22 protein-coding genes are annotated in these 19,848 nt (G+C 68.1%); 6 read left to right on the forward strand and 16 right to left on the reverse strand.

Annotated elements, in window-relative coordinates; translation table 11 throughout:
• Nucleotides 1-33: 33 nt before the first annotated feature.
• Nucleotides 34-771, forward strand: a complete 738-nt coding sequence (locus DDE10_RS09660; protein ID WP_114952549.1) for a Bax inhibitor-1/YccA family protein — start codon at nt 34-36, stop codon at nt 769-771.
• A 70-nt stretch (nt 772-841) separates the two neighbouring features.
• On the opposite strand, the gene DDE10_RS23435 is transcribed toward DDE10_RS09660, so the two are convergent.
• Both DDE10_RS23435 and DDE10_RS09665 read right to left on the reverse strand, forming a co-directional pair.
• The gene (locus tag DDE10_RS23435) at nt 842-1,000 is read right to left on the reverse strand and encodes a hypothetical protein (RefSeq protein WP_162806522.1); all 159 of its coding nucleotides are present in this window, start codon (nt 998-1,000) and stop codon (nt 842-844) included.
• An 11-nt stretch (nt 1,001-1,011) separates the two neighbouring features.
• The gene (locus tag DDE10_RS09665) at nt 1,012-1,896 is read right to left on the reverse strand and encodes a dienelactone hydrolase family protein (protein ID WP_114952550.1); all 885 of its coding nucleotides are present in this window, start codon (nt 1,894-1,896) and stop codon (nt 1,012-1,014) included.
• A gap of 193 nt (nt 1,897-2,089) precedes the next feature.
• On the opposite strand from DDE10_RS09665, the gene DDE10_RS09670 reads away from it, so the two are divergent.
• Complete coding sequence (locus DDE10_RS09670) at nt 2,090-3,343, forward strand: Gfo/Idh/MocA family protein (RefSeq protein ID WP_162806523.1); 1,254 nt, start codon at nt 2,090-2,092, stop codon at nt 3,341-3,343.
• Nucleotides 3,344-3,433: 90 nt separating this feature from the next.
• On the opposite strand, the gene DDE10_RS09675 is transcribed toward DDE10_RS09670, so the two are convergent.
• The 3 genes from DDE10_RS09675 to DDE10_RS09685 all read right to left on the reverse strand — a co-directional run bounded on the left by DDE10_RS09675 (nt 3,434) and on the right by DDE10_RS09685 (nt 4,860).
• Nucleotides 3,434-4,084 (reverse strand): glutathione S-transferase family protein, encoded by a 651-nt coding sequence (locus DDE10_RS09675; RefSeq protein ID WP_114952552.1) that lies wholly within the window; start codon nt 4,082-4,084, stop codon nt 3,434-3,436.
• A 99-nt stretch (nt 4,085-4,183) separates the two neighbouring features.
• Nucleotides 4,184-4,528 (reverse strand): antibiotic biosynthesis monooxygenase family protein, encoded by a 345-nt coding sequence (locus tag DDE10_RS09680; RefSeq protein ID WP_114952553.1) that lies wholly within the window; start codon nt 4,526-4,528, stop codon nt 4,184-4,186.
• A complete protein-coding gene (locus tag DDE10_RS09685) occupies nt 4,525-4,860 on the reverse strand; it encodes an NIPSNAP family protein (protein ID WP_114952554.1) in 336 nt (111 codons plus the stop codon). The genes DDE10_RS09680 and DDE10_RS09685 overlap by 4 nt, the downstream gene beginning before the upstream one ends.
• A 67-nt stretch (nt 4,861-4,927) precedes the next feature.
• On the opposite strand from DDE10_RS09685, the gene DDE10_RS09690 reads away from it, so the two are divergent.
• The gene (locus DDE10_RS09690) at nt 4,928-5,605 is read left to right on the forward strand and encodes an ArsR/SmtB family transcription factor (protein ID WP_114952555.1); all 678 of its coding nucleotides are present in this window, start codon (nt 4,928-4,930) and stop codon (nt 5,603-5,605) included.
• Between the two features lie 6 nt (nt 5,606-5,611).
• Here DDE10_RS09690 and DDE10_RS09695 read toward each other — a convergent pair whose 3' ends face one another.
• The 3 genes from DDE10_RS09695 to DDE10_RS09705 all read right to left on the reverse strand — a co-directional run bounded on the left by DDE10_RS09695 (nt 5,612) and on the right by DDE10_RS09705 (nt 9,079).
• Nucleotides 5,612-6,328: a polysaccharide deacetylase family protein gene (locus tag DDE10_RS09695; protein ID WP_114952556.1), complete on the reverse strand. Its 717-nt coding sequence runs from the start codon at nt 6,326-6,328 to the stop codon at nt 5,612-5,614.
• A 56-nt stretch (nt 6,329-6,384) separates the two neighbouring features.
• Entirely contained in the window at nt 6,385-8,712 is a 2,328-nt protein-coding gene (gene clpA / locus DDE10_RS09700) for an ATP-dependent Clp protease ATP-binding subunit ClpA (protein ID WP_114952557.1), read from the reverse strand.
• Between the two features lie 169 nt (nt 8,713-8,881).
• The gene (locus tag DDE10_RS09705) at nt 8,882-9,079 is read right to left on the reverse strand and encodes a DUF1192 domain-containing protein (RefSeq protein ID WP_114952558.1); all 198 of its coding nucleotides are present in this window, start codon (nt 9,077-9,079) and stop codon (nt 8,882-8,884) included.
• A gap of 138 nt (nt 9,080-9,217) precedes the next feature.
• Here DDE10_RS09705 and DDE10_RS09710 point away from each other — a divergent pair, with 138 nt between their 5' ends.
• A complete protein-coding gene (locus DDE10_RS09710; RefSeq protein ID WP_114952559.1) occupies nt 9,218-10,237 on the forward strand; it encodes an NAD(P)H-quinone oxidoreductase in 1,020 nt (339 codons plus the stop codon).
• 178 nt (nt 10,238-10,415) lie between these two features.
• Nucleotides 10,416-11,069 (forward strand): glutathione S-transferase family protein, encoded by a 654-nt coding sequence (locus tag DDE10_RS09715; protein ID WP_114952560.1) that lies wholly within the window; start codon nt 10,416-10,418, stop codon nt 11,067-11,069.
• 103 nt (nt 11,070-11,172) lie between these two features.
• Here DDE10_RS09715 and DDE10_RS09720 read toward each other — a convergent pair whose 3' ends face one another.
• The 8 genes from DDE10_RS09720 to DDE10_RS09755 are packed head-to-tail and all read right to left on the reverse strand — an operon-like array spanning nt 11,173 to nt 19,115.
• The gene (locus DDE10_RS09720) at nt 11,173-12,789 is read right to left on the reverse strand and encodes an AMP-binding protein (RefSeq protein ID WP_114952561.1); all 1,617 of its coding nucleotides are present in this window, start codon (nt 12,787-12,789) and stop codon (nt 11,173-11,175) included.
• Nucleotide 12,790: 1 nt separating this feature from the next.
• Nucleotides 12,791-13,189 carry a RidA family protein gene (locus DDE10_RS09725; protein ID WP_114952562.1) on the reverse strand — a complete coding sequence of 133 codons (399 nt, stop codon included), beginning with the start codon at nt 13,187-13,189 and terminating at the stop codon, nt 12,791-12,793.
• Nucleotides 13,186-13,590 carry an acyl-CoA thioesterase gene (locus tag DDE10_RS09730; RefSeq protein ID WP_162806524.1) on the reverse strand — a complete coding sequence of 135 codons (405 nt, stop codon included), beginning with the start codon at nt 13,588-13,590 and terminating at the stop codon, nt 13,186-13,188. The genes DDE10_RS09725 and DDE10_RS09730 overlap by 4 nt, the downstream gene beginning before the upstream one ends.
• A 14-nt stretch (nt 13,591-13,604) precedes the next feature.
• Nucleotides 13,605-14,765 carry an acyl-CoA dehydrogenase family protein gene (locus DDE10_RS09735; protein ID WP_114952564.1) on the reverse strand — a complete coding sequence of 387 codons (1,161 nt, stop codon included), beginning with the start codon at nt 14,763-14,765 and terminating at the stop codon, nt 13,605-13,607.
• 3 nt (nt 14,766-14,768) lie between these two features.
• Nucleotides 14,769-15,578, reverse strand: a complete 810-nt coding sequence (locus tag DDE10_RS09740; protein WP_114952565.1) for an enoyl-CoA hydratase family protein — start codon at nt 15,576-15,578, stop codon at nt 14,769-14,771.
• Complete coding sequence (locus tag DDE10_RS09745; RefSeq protein WP_284734555.1) at nt 15,575-16,069, reverse strand: MarR family winged helix-turn-helix transcriptional regulator; 495 nt, start codon at nt 16,067-16,069, stop codon at nt 15,575-15,577. Before DDE10_RS09745 ends, DDE10_RS09740 begins: the two co-directional genes overlap by 4 nt.
• The gene (locus tag DDE10_RS09750) at nt 16,066-16,827 is read right to left on the reverse strand and encodes an SDR family NAD(P)-dependent oxidoreductase (RefSeq protein WP_114952566.1); all 762 of its coding nucleotides are present in this window, start codon (nt 16,825-16,827) and stop codon (nt 16,066-16,068) included. The genes DDE10_RS09745 and DDE10_RS09750 overlap by 4 nt, the downstream gene beginning before the upstream one ends.
• A complete protein-coding gene (locus DDE10_RS09755) occupies nt 16,824-19,115 on the reverse strand; it encodes a bifunctional salicylyl-CoA 5-hydroxylase/oxidoreductase (RefSeq protein WP_114952567.1) in 2,292 nt (763 codons plus the stop codon). Before DDE10_RS09755 ends, DDE10_RS09750 begins: the two co-directional genes overlap by 4 nt.
• Nucleotides 19,116-19,260: 145 nt before the next feature.
• Here DDE10_RS09755 and DDE10_RS09760 point away from each other — a divergent pair, with 145 nt between their 5' ends.
• A complete protein-coding gene (locus DDE10_RS09760; protein WP_114952568.1) occupies nt 19,261-19,761 on the forward strand; it encodes a sterol desaturase family protein in 501 nt (166 codons plus the stop codon).
• The last annotated feature ends 87 nt before the right edge of the window (nt 19,762-19,848 follow it).

The raw sequence follows: 19,848 nt of genomic DNA on the forward strand, positions 1-19,848 counted from the left end.
CGGCCTTCGTGCCGCAAAGAGGAGATGAGAGAGATGGCCAATTGGTCTGACCCCCGGATCGGCGGCGGTGTGAATCCGACGGCGACGGCCGGCCGTACCGATGTCGCGGTCGACGCCGGCCTTCGGTCCTACATGCTGTCGGTCTACAATTACATGGCGTCGGGCGTGCTGTGGACCGGCATCGTCGCCTTGCTTTTCGCGAGCAGCGGCATGGCGGCCCAGATCCTGATGGGCCCGGGCCTGCTCAAGTATCTCATCATGTTCGCGCCGCTGGGCTTCGTCTTCGCGATCAGCTTCGGCGTGAACCGAATGTCGACCGGGACGATGCAGGTCCTCTACTGGCTCTTCGCCACCGTGATGGGACTGTCGCTGTCGTCGATCTTCCTGGTGTTCACCGGGGCCTCGATCGCGCAGACCTTCTTCGCCACGTCCGTCGCCTTTCTGTCGCTCAGCCTCTACGGCTATACGACGAAGCGCGACCTGTCCGGCCTCGGGACATTCCTGATCATGGGCGTCGTCGGGCTGCTGGTTGCGATGATCATCAACCTGTTCCTGCAGTCGCCGGCGATGCATTATGCGATCAGCTTCATCGGCGTCCTGCTGTTCGCCGGCCTCACCGCCTACGACACCCAGCGGATCAAGAGCCTCTACTTCCACGTGGCGGGCACGGACATGATGGGCAAGACGGCGATCCTCGGCGCCCTGTCGCTCTACCTGGACTTCGTGAACATGTTCACCTTCCTGCTCCAGTTCATGGGCAGCCGCGAATAGCCGCCCTTTCGAAAGCGAAAAATCATGGGAGGCCCGGCGGCGACGCCGGGCCTTTTCCATGGAGCCTTCCTCATTCCGGGCGCACGCCCCGCCAGGTCACCAGGGTGCTGATCGCGCCGAGGCTGCCGAGCAGATAGACGGCCCCGTTGCCGGTGATCGCGGCCGCGCCGAGGATGGTCGCCGTCGCCGCGATGCTGAGGCCAAGGGTGATCCTTCGCGCCCTTTCCATCGCCGCCTCCCTCAGTCTGCCGGGCTGCCGAGATGGCGGCCCAGGAATTCCAGCGTGGCAGCCCAGGCCTGCCCGGCCGCGGCGCGATCGTAGCGCATGGCCGACGTGTCGTTGTGGAAAGCGTGATCGACGTCGGGATAGGTGATGGTCGCCGCGTCCTTGCCGGCCGCGCGGAGCGCTTCCCCCCACGGCAGCGCCGAACGATTCACGCGTTCGTCCCGGCCGGCGAGAATGATCAGCATCGGTGACTGGACGCGAGCCGCTTCCGAAGGATCGGGCGCCGGCCCGTAGAAGGGAACCGCGGCGGCGAGCGAAGGCCCGGCGGCGACGGCGAGTCGATTGACGAGCCCGCCACCCCAGCAGAAGCCGATCGCGCCGACGCGGCGGGCGCCGCTCGCGGGGGAGCTCAAGTAGCGGACCATGGCGGCGGCATCGGCGACCGTCCGTTCCAGGTCGAGCGCTCCGATCATCGTGCGGGCCTGATCCTCGTCCGCCGGCGTGCCTCCGACAAGGCTGAGAAAGTCGGGCGCGACCGCGGAATAGCCGGCCAGAGCGAGGCGGCGCGCGACGTCGCGGATATGGTCGTTGAGGCCGCGATTCTCGTGTACGACCAGGACGACGGGCAACTCGGCATCCGCGGCAGCAGGGGCGGCGTTGTAGCCGCGATAGCGCCGGCCCGGTGCGACCTCCCATTCCAGGACCTGGGCGCGCAGGCGCGGATCGTCGGTAGCGGCGACGGCCTCGGAAGCACGGCAGGCGATGTCAGCCAGGATCAGGTTGGCCGCGGCCGCGCCTCCGGCGATCCGGGTGAGCCGGCGCATGAACCGGCGCCGATCCAGCCCTTCGTGGGTGAAACGATCGTAGAGCGCGATCGCGGCGGCTCGAACGTCGGGCATGGCGGCCCCCTGTCTCCGGAGCGGCTCCGCTCCGAAAATATTCGGAGCGCCCGCGCCGGACATTTGTTGCCGCGATATCGAGTCGTCGGGACGCTTCCATCCGACCGGAGACCGCTCAGGCGGTCAAATCCTAGCCTCTGATTGCTTCGAAGGGGAGTCCGGTTATGGTCGGGACGAGAGGAGGGGCCGGGCCATGGGGGAGAAGAGGGAAGATTCGGCGAGCGTCACGCGCCGCACCTTCGTCGGCGCTGCAGGCGCCTCCCTGCTCGCCGGCGGGGCAGCGATCGCACAGGCGGTGCCGGAGGTTCCGAACCGGGCCGTGGGCCGGCCACGGCCCCGCGATCTGCCTGCCGAACCCCTGCCCGACGATCGTCGGCTGGGCTTTGCGGTGGTCGGGCTCGGCAAGCTGGCGCTGAGCGAGATCGTCGACGCCTTCGGCGTCACCCGGCGCGCGCGCCTTGCGGCGCTGGTGAGTGGAGACCGCGACAAGGCGCGCCGGGTCGGCGCCCGTTATGGCGTGCCGGAGGACGCCCTCTACGGCTACGAGGATTTCGACCGCATCGCCGGGGACCCGCGGATCGACGCGGTCTACATCGTGCTGCCCAACGGTCTCCACCGCGAGTTTGCCGAGCGTGCCTTCCGCGCCGGCAAGCACGTGCTGTGCGAGAAGCCGCTGGCGACCAACGTCGCCGACTGCGAGGCGATGATCGCGGCGGCACGTACCGCCGGCCGCAAGCTGATGACCGCCTATCGCTGCCAGTTCGAGCCGCACAATCTTACCGCGATGCGCATGCTCCGCCGCGGTGAGCTCGGCGAGATCAAGGTGGTGTCGGCGGATATCGGGCGAGCCGCCGATCCGACCGATCCCTCCGATCAATGGCGGCTGGACCGCGAGCTGGCCGGTTCCGGGTCGTTGTTCGACATCGGCATCTATGCGCTCAACGGCGCCCGCTTCCTGTTGAACGAGGAGCCGGTCGAAGTGCGCGCCCAGCTCTTCGCCAAGCCCGGGGACGCGCGCTTCGCCGAGGTCGAGGACGTCGTCGCGTGGCAGATGCGTTTCCCGAGCGGCGTCCTGTTCAACGGCTCGACCAGCTATTCCTACGCCTTCAGCAACAGCATCCAGGTCATCGGCACCGGCGGCATCATGACCTTCGATCCGGCGATAGAATATCACGCCCAGCGCCTGCGCATCCGCGCAGGCGGCCAGGACCGCGTGATCCAATGGTCGCCGATCGACCAGTTCGCCCGCGAGATCGACCATTTCTGCGCCTCGATCAGCGACGGCATCCCGGTCGTGGCCGATGGCGAGGAGGGACTCCAGGACGTGCGCCTGATGCTGGCCATCCTCGAGGCCGGGCGCACCGGCAGGGCGGTGGCGACGGACTGGGGCTATCGGCGCAGCGCCGATCCGGCAACCACGGTGCCGGACGGGCAGGGGGTGGCGTAGCGCCAGCCGCGAAATCCCGCTGATCGGCCCATCCCGAGCAGGGGCCGAGCCGGCTGCTCGGGATGCGCGGTCACCCTGTCCGCAATGCCGCTAGGCCGTCTGCGGCGCCGGCGACGGGGGCTGCTGCGGCATCAGCGCATCGTCCAGCTCGTTGCCGCGGATCGCGGCCGGGCGCGAGGCCAAGCGGGCATGATAGTCCTCGAAGACCGGCCGTTTCTCGATGGTGCCGAACTGCATGCCCCAGCCGATATGAGCACCGACATAGAGATCGGCGGCGGTGAACTGGTCGCCGCAGATATAGGGGCCGGGCTTCAGCGCCGTCTCGAGCGCGTCGATCGTCGCTTCGTAGGTGCCGTAGCCGGCCATGGCCGCCTTGTCCGCCGGCGCGAGCAGGCCCATCGACTTGGCGGTCACGGCCGCCTCGAGTGGGCCAGCGGCGAAGAACAGCCAGCGATAATAAGGCCCGCGCTGCTGGTTGCCGGGCGGCGGCGCGAGGCCCCGATCGGGAAACATGTCGGCGAGATAGGCGCAGATCGCCGCGCCCTCGGTGACGACGACGCCGCCATGCCGGATCGCCGGCACCTTCCCCATCGGATTTATCGCGAGGTAATCGTCCGCCTTCATCGTCGTCCCATAATCGAGCACCACCGTCTCGTACGGCTCGCCAACCTCCTCGAGCATCCAGCGGGCGATGCGACCGCGCGACATGGGATTGGTGTAGAAGGTCAGGGCTCCGGTCATGGCGACTCTCCTCTGTTTCGCCGGGCGTCATAGCGCATCGGCTGGACGAAACAAAGCGGGAACAGGCTCGATCGGGCCACGGTCCGCCGCCGGCGTGGCTCAGCCGTGGACCAGGCGGCTGTCCGCGGGTGCCTCCGACCTGTCCTCGAGGCCGTAATCGCGCACGATCGCGGCGATCCGCAGCCGATAGCCGGCGAACAGGCCCGCCCGGCCAGCCGCCTGGGCTGCGCGATGGGCGGGGCAGCCGCGCCAGGCCGCGACGGCCGCCTCATCGCGAAAGAAGGACAGGGAGAGAAGCTTTCCAGGATCGGCGAGCGACTGGAAGCGCTCGACCGAGACGAAGCCATCGATCGCCCCGAGCTCCGCCTTGAGCGCGGCTGCGATGCGCAGATAGTCGTCGCGTCCGCCATCGCGGGGCCGCACCTCGAACAGGACGGCGATCACGAGCCCGCCTGCCGCGTCGTCGGAGCGGAGGCGGGGACGCGTTTCAGGAACAGGCGGTCCTCGCTTCGAATGAACTTCTCCCGCGTGGCGAAGGAAAAATTCTCCCGGCCGAGCGGGTCGTCGCGCAAACGCTCGCGATACCGCTCGTATGCGGCGAGGCTCTCGATCGAATAGAGGCCGTAGGCGATGGTGGCGCTGCCCTCATGCGGCGCGAAATAGCCGATCAGGTCGGCACCGCAGCGCGGGATCGCCTCGGCCCAGACGCGCGCATAATGTTCGAAGGCCTCGCGCCGGTGCGGCTCGATCTCGTAGCGGATGAAGCAGGTGATCATCTCCGTCTCCTTTCCGGGCGGACATTAGCCGCTGGGCAGTCAGCCACGTTTCGGTTATGACCGAAGCATGTCCGCAGGCCCGCTCATCGCCTCCGTCGCCGCCGTGATCGGCGATCCCGCCCGCGCGAACATGCTGTCGGCGCTGATGGACGGACGCGCCCGCACGGCGCGCGAGCTCGGCGAGATTGCCGGCGTAGCGCCGGCAACCGCGAGCGGGCACCTGTCCCGGCTGGTCGACGCTTCGTTGGTCGAGGTCCGCCAGCAGGGGCGCCACCGCTATTTCACGCTCTCCGCCGCCGACGTCGCCGATGCGCTGGAGACGCTGATGAGCCTGGCGCAGCGGACAGGCGCCATGCCCAGCCGCGGCGGCCCGCGGGACGCCGCGCTTCGGGAGGCGCGGATCTGCTACGACCATCTCGCCGGCGAGAAGGGCGTCCGGCTGCTGGAGAGCCTCAGCCGGCGCGGCCTCGTTGCGCAGAGCGGGGAACGGGTCGGGCCGACCGAAGCCGGCCGTGCCCATCTCGGCGCGCTCGGCATCGACCTCGCCGCCCTCGGCCGCGCGCGCCGGCCGCTCTGCCGCCTTTGCCTCGACTGGAGCGAGCGCCGCATGCACCTGGCCGGCGCACTCGGAGCGGCCCTTCTCGACCGGATGCTGGTCCAGGGCTGGCTTCGACGCGGCGAGGGCCGCGTCCTTCGCTTCACCCCTCCTGGCCTGCGCGCGTTCGAGGCCGCCTTTCCCGACTGAGCGGGTTCAGCGCTGCCGGCGCAGCAGCTCGCCCACGGTCACCACGCGGAGGCCACGTTCCCGAAGGCCGGAAAGGACCAGCGGCAGCGCCTCGCGGGCGAGGCCATTGCCGCGATACATGACGTGCATGAGCAGGATCGAGCCCGGCCGCGCCTCGCGCACCATCCGATCGGCATATTCGCGCGGGGAGGCGGCGTCGATCGGCTCCTCGACATCGATCATCACCATGCGCAGGCCTCTCGCGGCGACGGCGCGGGGCAACCCGACCAGCTTCTTGCCGTAAGGCGGCCGGAACAGGCCCGATGGCGGTGCGCCCATCCCCCGCAGAAGCGCCTCGGTGCGCCCGATTTCCTTGTCGTAGAAGGCGAAGGAGCGCCCCACCATCCGGACGTGGCTGTAGCTGTGATTGCCGAGCTCGTGGCCTTTGACGGCGAGGCGTCCGACCAGCTCCGGCGCCTGCTCGATCTGGGAGCCGATCAGGAAGAAGGTCGCCTTCACGCCCTCGCGGCGGAGGTGGGAGAGCGTGAGCTCGACCCCTTCGGGAGTTGGGCCGTCGTCGAAGGTGAGGGCGACGACCGGCTCATCGGTCTCCACCCGGCAGACGATCTCGCCGGTTAGGGTGAAGCAGCGCGCCTTGCTGATCTGGAAAAGGGCGATGGCGGCGACGAGGAGCAGGGCCGCGGCGGCGGCGGATAGGATGGCCAACCTTCGTCCGCGGCTCATCGAACCTCCCCCGATACGAAAAGGCCCTCCCCGTCAGGGGAGGGCCTTCGGAGTCGCTAGGCCTGCTGTTCCGGCTGGTCGGCCGGCTTGGCCTTGGCCGCCTTCTTCCTCTTTCCGGCCTTGGGCGGGGCCGGAATGATCTCGAAGTTCGGCGCATTGTCCTTGATCCGGACCTTCACCTCGCCGCCATGGACGAGCTTGCCGAAGAGCAGTTCCTCGGCGAGCGGCTGCTTGATCTTCTCCTGGACCAGCCGGCCCATCGGCCGGGCGCCGTAGAGCTTGTCATAGCCGCGCTCGGTGAGCCAGGCGCGGGCGCCTTCGTCGAGCTCGATGTGGACGTTGCGGTCCGCCAGCTGCAGCTCGAGCTGGAGGATGAACTTGTCCACCACCCGCGCGACGACTTCCGGCGGCAGATAGCCGAACGGCACGATCGCATCGAGCCGGTTGCGGAATTCCGGCGTGAACATCTTCTTGACCGCCTCGTCGCCGGCATCCTCCTTGGAGACGTTGCCGAAGCCGATGCCTTCCGACGCCATGTCGGCGGCGCCGGCATTGGTGGTCATGATCAGGATGACGTTGCGGAAGTCGACCGTCTTGCCGTGATGATCGGTCAGCCGTCCGTTATCCATGATCTGCAGCAGGATGTTGAACAGGTCCGGATGGGCCTTCTCGATCTCGTCGAGCAGCAGCACGCTGTGCGGATGCTGATCGACGGCGTCGGTGAGCAGGCCGCCCTGATCGTAGCCGACATAGCCCGGGGGCGCGCCGATCAGCCGGCTGACCGAGTGGCGTTCCATATATTCGGACATGTCGAAGCGCTGCAGCGGGATGCCCATGATCGAGGCGAGCTGACGCGCCACCTCGGTCTTGCCGACGCCGGTCGGGCCCGAGAAGAGATAGTTGCCGATCGGCTTGTCGGGATCCCGAAGGCCGGCGCGGCTCAGCTTGATCGCCGAGGACAACACCTCGATCGCCTTGTCCTGGCCGAACACGACCCGCTTCAGATCGCGGTCGAGATGCTCGAGCGCCTTCTTGTCGTCGCTCGAAACGCTCTTCGGCGGGATCCGGGCGATGGTCGAGATGACCGTCTCGATCTCCTTGGTGGTGATCGTCTTCTTGCGCTTGGACGGCACCACCAGCATCTGCATCGCGCCAACCTCGTCGATCACGTCGATCGCCTTGTCGGGCAGCTTGCGGTCGGTGATGTAGCGGGCCGAGAGCTCGACCGCCGACTTGATCGCATCGGGCGTGTACTTGACGCCGTGATGCTCCTCGAAGGCGGAGCGAAGGCCGGCGAGGATCTTGATCGTGTCCTCGACCGTCGGCTCGTTGATGTCGATCTTCTGGAACCGGCGCAGCAGCGCGCGGTCCTTCTCGAAATGGTTGCGGAACTCCTTGTAGGTGGTCGAGCCGATGCAGCGGATCGCGCCGCTCGACAAGGCCGGCTTGAGGAGATTGGACGCATCCATCGCGCCGCCGGAGGTGGCGCCGGCGCCGATCACGGTGTGGATCTCGTCGATGAACAGGATCGCGTCGGGCAGCTTCTCGAGCTCCGATACGACCGCCTTCAGCCTTTCCTCGAAATCGCCGCGATAGCGGGTACCGGCGAGCAAGGCGCCCATGTCGAGCGAGTAGATCACCGCCGGCTTGAGCACGTCGGGCACGTCGCCCTCGACGATCTTGCGCGCCAGGCCTTCCGCGATCGCGGTCTTGCCGACGCCGGGATCGCCCACATAGAGCGGATTGTTCTTCGAGCGGCGGCAGAGGATCTGCACCGTGCGGTCGACCTCGGGACCACGGCCGATCAGCGGATCGACCCGGCCTTCCTTGGCCTTGTCGTTGAGGTTGACGGTGAACTGCTTCAGCGCGGATTCGGGCTTCTTCTTGCCGTCCTCCTGCTTGGTCTCCTCGGCCCCCTTCGCCTCGGGCTGCTGGGTAATCGCCTCGCCCTTGCCGACGCCGTGGCTGATATAGGTGACGGCGTCGAGGCGGCTCATGTCCTGCTGCTGGAGGAAATAGACGGCGTAGCTCTCGCGCTCGGAGAAGAGCGCGACGAGCACGTTCGCACCGGTCACCTCGTCGCGGCCGGAAGACTGGACGTGGAGGATGGCGCGCTGGACGACGCGCTGGAAGCCGCTGGTCGGCGACGGATCGGTCTCGCCTTCGACCTTGAGCGCCTCGAGCTCATTGTCGAGATAGTGGCGGACCTGCTCCTTCAGCTCGCCGAGATTGACGCCGCACGCTTCCATGACGCGACTGGCGTGGACGTCCTCGGTGAGGGCGAGGAGGAGATGCTCGAGGGTCGCATATTCGTGCCTGCGGCCGCTCGCCTCGGCGAGGGCGTTGTGGAGCGTCTGCTCGAGCTCGCGGGCAAAAGAGGGCATTGGCTACTCCTGCGGGCCCATGACCAAGTTCACGGGCCACTTGCCTCCAATGTCGGACTTCTACCCGCCTTCATCAAGCGTTCGCCCGAAACAGTTGGGGAAAACCTGGCGAGGCGACAGGTTCCCCGGAAGGGACTGCGCCGCGTCTCACGAGCCGAAGCGGAGTCTCTCACTTCCTGAATAGCTCGTCCGCACTTGCCCGGAAGTTAACCGCGTTCTGCAATTTCAACTTAACCCGCGCGACCTCGGCTTCGAGGAGGAGGATCCTCGCCTCGAGCTCCTCCACCGAGAAAGGATCGAGGTCCTGCCGGGCGAGCAGGGTCAGCGGATCGTCGGGCTTGTCGGGAAAGAGCTCGTCGAGGTCCATGGCCGGGATGGTCCCTCTCCGCCACCGGCTTGTCAACTGCCGGTCGGCGCTTCAAGAATTCCTGCGCGCCCGATGTTGCCGACGACCCGCCGGCGCCGGTATCGAGGCGCGTCGTGCCGTCACCGGCGAGGGGGGAAGATGACCGAGATTCCGCGGCAGATGCAGGCGATCGACCCGGAAGCGCCGGGCGGCGCCGAGGTGCTGCGCGTGGTGGATCGGCCGGTGCCGGAGCCGGGGCCCGGCGAGGTGCTGATCCGAGTCGCGGCGGCCGGCATCAACCGGCCCGACATCCTGCAGCGGCGCGGCCTCTATCCGCCGCCGCCCGGCGCGCCTTCCATCCCCGGCCTCGAAGTGGCGGGGCGGATCGTCTCCCTGGGCGGCGGCGTGGACCGCTTCCGCCAGGGGCAGACGGTCTGCGCACTGATCGCCGGAGGCGGCTATGCGGAATATGCGCTCGCCCCGGCAGCGCAGTGCCTGCCGGTGCCGGAGGCGCTGACGCCGGTGGAGGGGGCGGCGATGCCCGAGACCCTGTTCACCGTCTGGAGCAATCTCTTCCAGCGGGGCTATGCCCGCGACGGCGAGACGGTCCTCGTCCATGGCGGAACCAGCGGCATCGGTACGATGGCGATCGCGCTGTGCCGCGAATTCGGAATCCGCATCCTCGTCACCTGCGGCAGCGAGGCAAAATGCGAGCGGGCGCGTGCGCTCGGCGCCGACGCGGCGATCAACTATCGTGACGGCGACTTCGTCGAAGCGGTGGCGGCGCTGACCGACGGGCGCGGGGTCGACATCGTGCTCGACATGGTCGGCGGCGACTATCTCCCGCGCAACCTTCGCTGCCTCGCCGAGGAGGGGCGGCACGTCTCGATCGCCGTGCAGCGCGGCGCCACCGCCGAGCTCGAGCTCGGCCGGGTGATGGCGAAGCGGCTGGTCCTGACCGGTTCGCTGCTGCGGCCGCGCTCCGCCGAGTTCAAGTCGCTGCTCGCCGACGAGATCGCCCGCGAAGTCTGGCCGCTGGTCGCGGAGGGACGGGTGAAGCCGGTCATCCACGCGACCTTCCCGCTCGCCGAGGCGGCACAGGCCCACCGGCTCATGGAATCGGGCGACCATGTCGGCAAGATCGTGCTGACGATCGGAGACCTGGACCGGATGATCTGATCGCATCAAATCATCCGGTCCAGGGGCTTGATATGTCGCGATTTCCGAGTCGTCGGATGATCCCATCCGACTAGCAATCGCTCTCGCCTTATAAGCCCGGCTGATTGCTCCATAAGGAGGTCCCAGTCGCGCTCGGGGCGGATGCCGGCTAGCCCAGCAGCGACAGCGAGGAGGGACTATGGACAGGCTGGTGCTTCACGAGGATCCGGTTTCGGGCAATTGCTACAAGATCCGCCTGACCGCGGCGCTGCTGGGGCTGCCACTCGAGCGGCGGAGCTACGACATCCGCAAGGGCGAGACCCGCACCGACGCATTCTTGTCGGAGGTGAACGCCAATGGCCGGATCCCCGTGCTCCAGGTCGGCGAGCGCTTCCTGCCGGAGAGCAATGCCGCCTGCTTCTACCTCGCCGACGGCTCGCCGCTCATCCCGCAGGAGCGGTTCGCGCGGGCGGACATGCTGCGCTGGATGTTCTTCGAGCAATATAATCACGAGCCCAATGTCGCGACCCTGCGCTTCTGGATCGCCTTTGTCGGCGAGGATTCGCTGAGCGAGGCACAGCGAGTCCAGTTCCCCGCGAGGCGAGCGGCCGGCGAGGCGGCGCTCGCGCTGATGGACGAGCATCTCGCCACCCGCCCGTTCTTCGTCGGCGAGACGATCACGCTCGCGGACATCGCCCTCTACGCCTACACCCATGTGGCCGAGGATGGCGGGTTCCGCCTGGCGGAATATCCGTCGGTGACGGCATGGCTGGAGCGGGTGGCGAAGGTGCCGGATTTCGTGGCGATGGAGGAGACTTCTCCTGTCATCCTCGCGAAGGCTCGGGTGGATTGACCTGCCCGTTCGTCATCCTGGCGAACGCCAGGATCTCCCTTTTTTGCGGGACGCTGTCCTAAGGCATTGAGATCCCAGCTTTCGCTGGGATGACGATATTTTCTTAGGCGTGGCGGTCTTCGTGCGTCTTCCCCTTCAGCGCGAAGCGCTGGAGCTTGCCGGTCGCGGTCTTGGGCAGGGCGTCGACGAATTCGATGACGCGCGGATATTTGTAGGGAGCGATCGCGGTCTTCACGTGGGCCTGGAGCTCGGCGACGAGCGGCTCGCCCGGCGCGTGGCCGGGCGCCGGCACGACGAAAGCCTTCACTTTCTGCCCTCGTTCCTCGCAGGGAAAGCCGACAACCGCGCATTCCTGCACCGCGGGATGGGCGTAGAGGGCGTTCTCCACCTCCGGCGCGGCGATATTGTAGCCGGCGGAGACGATCATGTCGTCGGAGCGGGCGAGATACCAGAAATAGCCGTCCTCGTCCTTGCGGTAGGTGTCGCCGGTGACGTTCCAGCCCTCCACCACATAATCGCGCTGGCGATCGTCGTCGAAATAGCGGCAGCCGGTGGGCCCCTTGATGGCGAGCCGGCCGGTGCCGCTTGCCATCGGCCGGTCCGCCTCGTCGAGCACGGTGGCGACATAGCCGGGAACGGCCTTGCCGGTGGCGCCGGGGCGGATGTCGTCCCCGGCGGCGGAGATGAAGACGTGCATCATCTCGGTGGCGCCGATGCCGTCGACGATCCTGAGGCCGGTCGCGTCGCGCCAGGCATGCCAGGTCGACGCCGGCAGATGTTCGCCGGCGGAGACGCAGGTCCGCAAGGTCGAGACGTCCTGGTCGGCGAGCAGGGGCAGCATCGCCTTGTAGGCGGTGGGCGCGGTGGCGAGGGTCGTGATTCCGTGCCGCGCCACCGCGTCGAGCAGCGGCTTCGGGCCCGGCGTCTCGATCGTCACCGCGGTCCCGCCGAAGCGCCAGGGAAAGGTCAGCAGCATGCCGAGCCCGAAGGTGAAGGCGATCGGCGCCGAGCAGGCCCAGCGCTCGCCCGGCCGAGGCTTCAGGACGTGGCGGGCGAAGCTGTCGCAGCTGGCGAGGACGTCGCGATGATAATGGACGCATCCCTTGGGCGTGCCGGTCGTCCCCGAGGTGAAGGCGACGAGGGCGACGTCGTCGCGTGCCGTATCGATCGGCCGGAAGCCGGACGCCACCTCCCGCAGCCGCCGCTCGAGCGGCCCGGTACCGGCATCGCCATCATAGGCGAGGAGCGAGCGGACCGTTCCCGCCTGCGCGGCGCCGGCCTCATAGTCGGCGAGGCAGCGCGAATCGACGACGGCGTGGCTGACCTGCGCCCGTTCGAGGATCGTCGCCACCTCGCCGCCGCGCAGCATCGGCATGGTCGCGACGACGATGCCGCCAGCCTTGAGCACGCCCAGCCAGCTGGCGAACAGCATCGAATTGTTGGGGCCGCGCAGCAGCACGCGGTTGCCGGGGGCGAGCTTTTCCTCCTCGACCAGCAGGCGGGCGATCCGGTCCGACAGGTCGCGCATGTCGCCATAGGTCCAGGCGCCCTGATCGTTCAGCAGCGCCAGCGATGCGGGGTCGTGCCGGTCGATCAGCTCGACGGCGGCGTTGAGCCGGTCGGGATACAGGAGTTCTGGCAGGTCGAAGCGGAATTCCGGCTGCAGCTCCGGCGGCGGCAGCCGATCGCGAATGAAGCTGTCCCTATGCGCTGAATTCATCTCACGGCACCATCGCTGTCGTTTCGATTTCGATCTTGGCTCGGGGATCGATCAGGGCCGCCACCTCCACCACGGCCATGGCGGGGAAGTTCTTGCCCATCAGCTCGCGATAGATCCGCCCGATCTCGCCCAGCCCGGCAAGATATTCGTCGCGGCTGGTCACGTACCAGGTCATGCGCACGACATGCTCCGGTCCGGCACCCGCCTCGGCCAGGATGGCCAGCATGTTCCGAAGAAGCTGGCGAAACTGCTCGGCAATGGTGTCGGACGGGAAGTTCTCCCGACTGTCCCAGCCGACAACTCCGCCGGTGAACACCATGCGCCCGATCGCCTCGATCCCGTTCGCATAGCCCTTCGGCCGCGGCCATCCCGGCGGCAGGAGCGTACGATGCACGCTCATGGCGCCGACTCCAGCACATCCTCCAGTCGCGCGCGCCATTCGGCGGGCCAGGCTTTCGACTTCATCGTGGTCATATCGATCAGCACCTGTGTGTAGCGGATGTCGAACCGGCTCGAGCCTTCCGAGGCGACGCTCATGATCAGGCTCACGGAACTGCGGCCCAGGCCGGCGACGCACAGCTTGAAGTCGAGCCAGTCGCCGAGGCGGCTGACCGCAACGAAGTCGGCCTCCAGATGAACCGTCGGGAGGCCGAGCTTCCGTTCGAAGTGGAGTCTGCCGCGCGATATCCCGAGGACCGATTCCGTCCATTCCTCGATAACGGCGTCGCAAAGCGCGAGATATCGGGGGTAATAGGCGATGCCGGCAGGGTCGCAGTCCTGGAACCGCAGGCGCTGGCGCATCGTGAATGGCCCGCTCATCCCTCGAATTCCGACAGATGGTGTCTTGCGATGACGACCTTCTGCACTTCGGAGGCGCCCTCGTAGATCCTGAGCGCGCGTATCTCGCGGTAGAGCCGCTCGACCGCGACGCCGGTCGTCACCCCGAGGCCGCCGAAGATCTGGACGGCCTTGTCGATCACCGTCTGGGCGCTATCGGTAGCGTGGAGCTTGGCGAGCGCGGCCTCGCGGCTGTTCCTCCGCCCCTGCACGTCGCGCAGCCAGGCGGCGCGGTAGACGAGCAAGGCGGAGGTCTCGACGTCGAGCACCATCTCGGCGAGCTTCGACTGGGTGATCGGATTGTCGGCGAGCGTGCCGGCCCCGAGCCGGCGCGCCATCGCCCGCTTCGTCGCCTCGGCGAGCGCGCGGCGGGCGAAGCCCAGAGCGGCGGCGCCGACGGTGGTGCGGAAGACGTCGAGGGTCGCCATGGCCTGGGCGAAGCCGCGCCCGCGCTCGCCGAGCAAGGCGGCATGGCTGGTATAGCTGTCGATCCGGAGGGTCGCGAGCGGGTGGGGAGCGATGACATGGATGCGCTCGCTCGCGTCGAGCCCTGGCGCCCATCTGTCGAGGATGAAGGCGGAAATACCCTTCGATCCGACGCTGCCCTCCTCGCGAGCGAAGATGACGTAGAAATCGGCGATGCCGCCATTGGAGATGAAGGTCTTGGTGCCCTTGAGGTTGATCCCTTCGCGGTCGACGTCGAAGCGCGTCGACAAGGCGGCGACGTCCGATCCCGCGTCCGGCTCGCTCAGCGCGAAGGCGGCGATCTTCTCGCCGCGGGCGACGGCGGGAAGATAATCCCTTCTCTGTTCGTCCGATCCGAACAGGCTGATCGTGCCGGAACCCAGGCCCTGCATCGCGAAGGCGAAGTCGGCCAGGCCGTCATGACGGGCGAGGGTCTCGCGGATCAGCGCCAGCGAGCGGACGTCGAGATTGTCGTGGATCCCGCCATAAGCGGCGGGAACGCAGTAGCGCAGCCACCCCGCCTCGCCGAGCTTGCGGACGAGGTTGCGGCAGGCGTCGTCGACGTCGGCCGGCTCCTCGTCTGAAAGGTTGGCGGCGCACCAGGATTCGAGTCGGTCGGCGAGGTCGCGGTGCGAGTCGTCGAAGAAGGGCCAGTCGAGGAAGTCGGCGCTCATGCCCTAGTCACCCTTGAACTCCGGCGCTTTCTTCGCCGCGAAGGCCTCGAACGCCCTTCGGAAATCGTTGGTCGCCATGCAGATCGCCTGGGCCTGGGCCTCCATCTCGATCGCCGTCTCCAGGCTCACCGCCCATTCGGTGTTGAGCTGGGTCTTGGTGATGCCGTGGGCGAAGGTCGGCCCCTCGGCGAGCGAGCGCGCCAGCGCCTGCGCCTCGGCGAGCAGCGCTTCGCGCGGCACCAGCCGGTTGTGGAAGCCCCAGCGCTCGCCTTCGTCGGCGCTCATCACCCGCCCGGTGAAGAGCAGTTCCGAGGCGCGGCCCTGGCCGATGATCCGCGGCAGGATCGCGCAGGCGCCCATGTCGCAGCCGGCAAGGCCGACGCGGGTGAACAGGAAGGCGGTCTTGGTCTCCGGCGTCGCGATGCGCAGGTCCGAGGCCATCGCGACGATCGCGCCGGCGCCGACGCAGACACCGTCCAGCGCCGCGACGATCGGCTGCGGGCAGGCGCGCATCGCCTTGACGAGATCGCCGGTCATCCGGGTGAAGTCGAGGAGGGCCGGCATCTCCATATCGGTCAGCGGGCCGATGATCTCGTGGACGTCGCCGCCGGAGCTGAAATTGCCGCCGGCACCGGCGACGACCACGGTTTTGACGGAGCGCGCATAGACCAGGGCGCGAAAGGCGTCGCGCAGCTCGGCATAGGATTCGAAGGTCAGCGGGTTCTTCCGCTCGGGCCGGTCCAGCGTGATCGTGGCGACGCCGTCCTCATAGTCCCAGCGGAAATGAAGCGGCGCGAAGCTTTCGGGGTTCATGTCCTCCCTTTCCGGGCCGAGGCCCGCCCGATCGAGGTCTTGAGCATGCCCAAGGCGACGTAGAGGCGCTCGCGCTGGGTGAAGTCGAGACCGCCGGTCATCTCGTCGATCCAGTCCTGATGCAGCCGCGCCAGCCGGTGGAACAGCGCCCGCCCTTCGTCGGTGAGGCGGACGAGCGAGGCGCGGCGGTCGGCGGGCGGCTTGTGCATTTCGACCAGCCCATCGCGGACGAGCTTCTGGACGAGCTGGGTGACGTTGCCGTTGGAGACGAGCAGGGCGCGGGACAGGGCGCCCATGTTCATCTCGTCGTGGCGGTCGAGCGCGGCGAGCACGTCGAAGCGGGGCAGGGTCATGCCCTCTTGGGCGAAGCGGCGGCCGACCTCCTTCTCGATCGCCATCGTGCAGCTCAGCAGCCGCAGCCAGACGCGGACGCTGGAGCGGTCGCCGAGGACGCCGTCATGCTTCTCGCGGATCGCGCCGGAGGGGCTCACATCACTTCTCCGCCGGCGACCGAGATCGCCTGGCCGGTGATCGAGCGGCTCTCGGGCAGGCACAGCCACAGCACCGTCTGGGCGACTTCCTCCGGGTCGACGAGGCGGCCCTGCGGGTTGAACCGTTCGAGTTCAGCGCGCGCCTCCCCGGCACTCCGGCCGGTCTTCGCCTGGATGCGGCCGATCGCCTCGGCGGCGAGGCCGGTGTCGGTGAAGCCGGGGCAGACGGCGTTCACCGTCACCGGGGTGCGCGCCAGCTCCGCGGCGAGGGCGCGGGTCAGGCCGATTGCCCCATGCTTCGCCGCGGCATAGGGCACGCTATAGGCATAGCCCTTGAGCCCCGCGGTCGAGGCGATGTTGACGATGCGCCCGGCCTGCGCCTGGAGCAGATCGGGCAAGGCGGCCTGGCAGCAATGGAGCAGGGCGTCGAGATTGACCGCCATCATTCGGCGCCAATGATCCTCCGTCACCCGGGAGAAAGGCGCGGCCTCGGCGGCGCCGGCATTGTTGACCAGGATTGTGATCGGCCCCTGCGCCTCGCGGGCGGTGGCGAAGCAGGCCTCGACCTCGGCGCGGACCGTGACGTCGGCGGGCGCGACGAGGGCGTCGAAATCGCCGGCGCCGATTTCCTCGAGCGGCTCGCGGCGGCGGCCGACCAGGGTGAGTTTCGCCCCCTCGGCGGCGAGCGTGCGGACGATCGCGGCGCCGATGCCGGTGCCGGCGCCGGTGACGAGGGCGTGGTGGCCGGCGAGCCTCATGCCTTCAGCTCCGCCTCGCGCTGCAGGTTGCGCGCGAGCTGGGCCATGCCGCCGAGATATTGCGGCGGCACCGCCACGCCGCGATGATCCTGCGCGGCCGCCGCGCGCAGGGTCCACATCGGGTCGATCAGATGGGGCCGCGCCAGCGCGACGAGGTCGGCGCGGCCGGCCGCGAGGATCGAATTGGCGTGGTCGGGCTCGTAGATATTGCCGACCGCCATCGTCGTCAGCCGACCCTCGTTGCGGATCTGGTCGGCGAAGGGCGTCTGGAACATCCGCCCGTAGATCGGCTTGCACTCCGCCCAGGTCTGGCCGGCGGAGACGTCGATCAGGTCCGCACCCGCCTCGGCGAAGGCGCGGCCGATCTCGACCGCCTCGTCCGGGGTGACGCCTTCCTCGCCCATCCAGTCGTTGGCGGAGATGCGCACCGACATCGGCCGGTCGGCGGGCCAGGCGTCGCGCATCGCCCGGAATACCTCGAGCGGGAAGCGCAGCCGGTTGTCGAGGCTGCCGCCATATTCGTCGGCGCGCCTGTTGGTGAGGGGGGTGATGAAGCTCGACAGCAGATAGCCATGGGCGGCGTGGAGCTCGACCATGTCGAATCCCGCTTCGAGGCCGCGCCGAGTGGCGGCGACGAACTGCGCCACAACCGCGTCCATGTCGTCGCGGGTCATCGGCCGGGGCACCTGGTTGGCGGGGCTCCACGGCACGTCGGAGGCCGCCATGACGGGCCAGTTGCCGGTCTCGAGCGGGACGTCATAGCCCTCCCAGCCGACCCTGGTGGAACCCTTGGGGCCGGAATGGCCGAGCTGAAGGCAGAACTTCGCGCGGCTGTTGGAATGGACGAAGTCGACGATCCGCTTCCAGGCGGCGACATGCTCGGGCGCATAGAGGCCGGCGCAGCCCGGCGTGATGCGTCCTTCCGGCGAGACGCAGGTCATCTCGGTGTAGAGGAGGCCGGCGCCGCCCTGGGCACGCGCGCCGTAATGGACGAGGTGGAAGTCGTTCGGGCAGCCTTGGTCGGCCGAGTACATCGCCATCGGCGAGACGACGACGCGGTTCTCGAGGTCCATGCCGCGCAGATGGAAGGGCGCGAACATCGGCGGCGCCGGCTCGTTCACCGGGGCCCCGCGCGCTTTCGTCTGGAACCAGCGCTCGACCCCTTCGAGCCAGGCCTGGTCGCGCAGCCGCAAATTTTCGTGACTGACCCGCTGCGAGCGGGTGAGCAGCGAATAAGCGAACTGGATCGGCTCGAAATCGAGATAGCGATCGAGCGTCTCGAACCATTCGGTCGAGTTGCGCGCGCTGTTCTGGAGCTTGAGCACTTCGAGATTGCGCTCGGCCTGATATTCGGCGAGCGCCTGGTCACGGCCGAGGCCGGGCCGATTGAGCACTTCGGCCAGCTTGATCGCATCCTCGAGCGCGAGCTTGGTGCCCGATCCGATCGAGAAATGGGCCGTGTGGGCCGCGTCGCCGAGCAGGATCAGGTTGCGGTAGGACCAGCGTTCGCAGACGATCCGGCGGAAGTTGAGCCAGGCCTGCGGTCCGGGCAGGTGGGCCGCGTTCGATATCAGCGGCTGCCCGTCGAGGTAGCGGGCGAAGATCCGTTCGCACAAGGCGATCGCCTCGGCCTGGTCCATCCGGTCGAGGCCGAGCCCCGCCCAGGCTTCCGGCGCCATCTCGACGATGAAGGTGGAGCGCTCCGAATCGAAGCGATAGGCGTGGGCCCAGACCCAGCCCGCCGCGGTCTCCTCGAAGGCGAAGGTGAAGGCGTCGAACACCTTTGGCGTGCCGAACCAGAAGAACTTGTTCCGGCGCACCTGCACGTCGACGCTGAAATGCGGCTCGTAGCGGGTGCGGATCCGGCTGTTCGCGCCATCGGCGGCGATAACGAGATCGTAGTCGGCCCAGTCGTCGAGATCGGCGCTGGCCTCATGCTCGAAGTGCAGCGCGACGCCGAGCGCGCGGGCGCGGTCCTGGAGGATGCGGAGCAGGCGCTTGCGGCCGATGCCGATGAAGCCGTGGCCGGACGAGCGGATGCGCTGGCCATGAATATGGACGTCGATATCGTCCCAGTGGGCGAATTCGTCGCGGATGACCGCGCCCGAGACCGGGTCGTTGGCCATCAGATTGTCGACGGTCTGGTCGGAGAAGACGACGCCCCAGCCGAACGTATCGTCGGCACGGTTGCGCTCGAACAAGGCGATCTCGTGCCGCGGATCGCGCAGCTTCATCGAGATCGCGAAATAGAGCCCGGCGGGACCCCCACCCAGGCAAGCGATGCGCATCCTTTGCTCCACCTATATTTTATACGTGAAATATCTCGGCGGGCCGCAGTGATCAAGCCGTCATCGCAGCCTCAGGCGACCTGGCAGGCGAAGGGCAGGAGCGGGATGAGGTGACGCCGGCCGCCGCCCGACCTATATCGCGCCCATGTCCTGGTATCTCGGCTTTCTCCTCCTCCTCGCCACGGTCCTGGCGATGGAAGGCGTCGCCTATGCGGCGCACCGCTGGGTGATGCACGGGCCCGGCTGGTTCCTGCATGCGAGCCATCATCGGCCGCGGCCGGGACGGTTCGAGGCGAACGATCTCTACGCCGTGATCTTCGCCTTGCCGTCGATCCTGCTCATCCATGGCGGCGTCAATCTCGGCTGGGGCGCCTGGGCGGTGTGGGTCGGAGCCGGCATCGCCGCCTACGGCGCCATCTATTTCGGCTTCCACGACGTTATCGTCCACAAGAGGATCGCTCACCGCTACGTCGCGCGTTCGCCCTATATGAAGCGGATCGTCCAGGCCCACCGGCTGCATCATGCGGTCGAGACCAAGGCGGGAACGGTCAGCTTCGGCTTCCTCTGGGCACCGCCGGCGGAGGAACTGAAGGCCGAGCTGGCGCGGCGCGGAAGGGAAGGGGTGCGGGCGCCGGCCGGACCGTGACCCTGCCGCCTTGCGCGAGCGCCTGGTCGTGCCGCTCGTCGTTTCCGTCTCAACTCCCGATCCGCACGGCGCTGCCGATCGTCCAAA

Origin of the sequence: Sphingosinicella terrae (genome assembly GCF_003347635.1) — a bacterium.
Taxonomy (GTDB): Bacteria; Pseudomonadota; Alphaproteobacteria; order Sphingomonadales; family Sphingomonadaceae; genus Allosphingosinicella; species Allosphingosinicella terrae.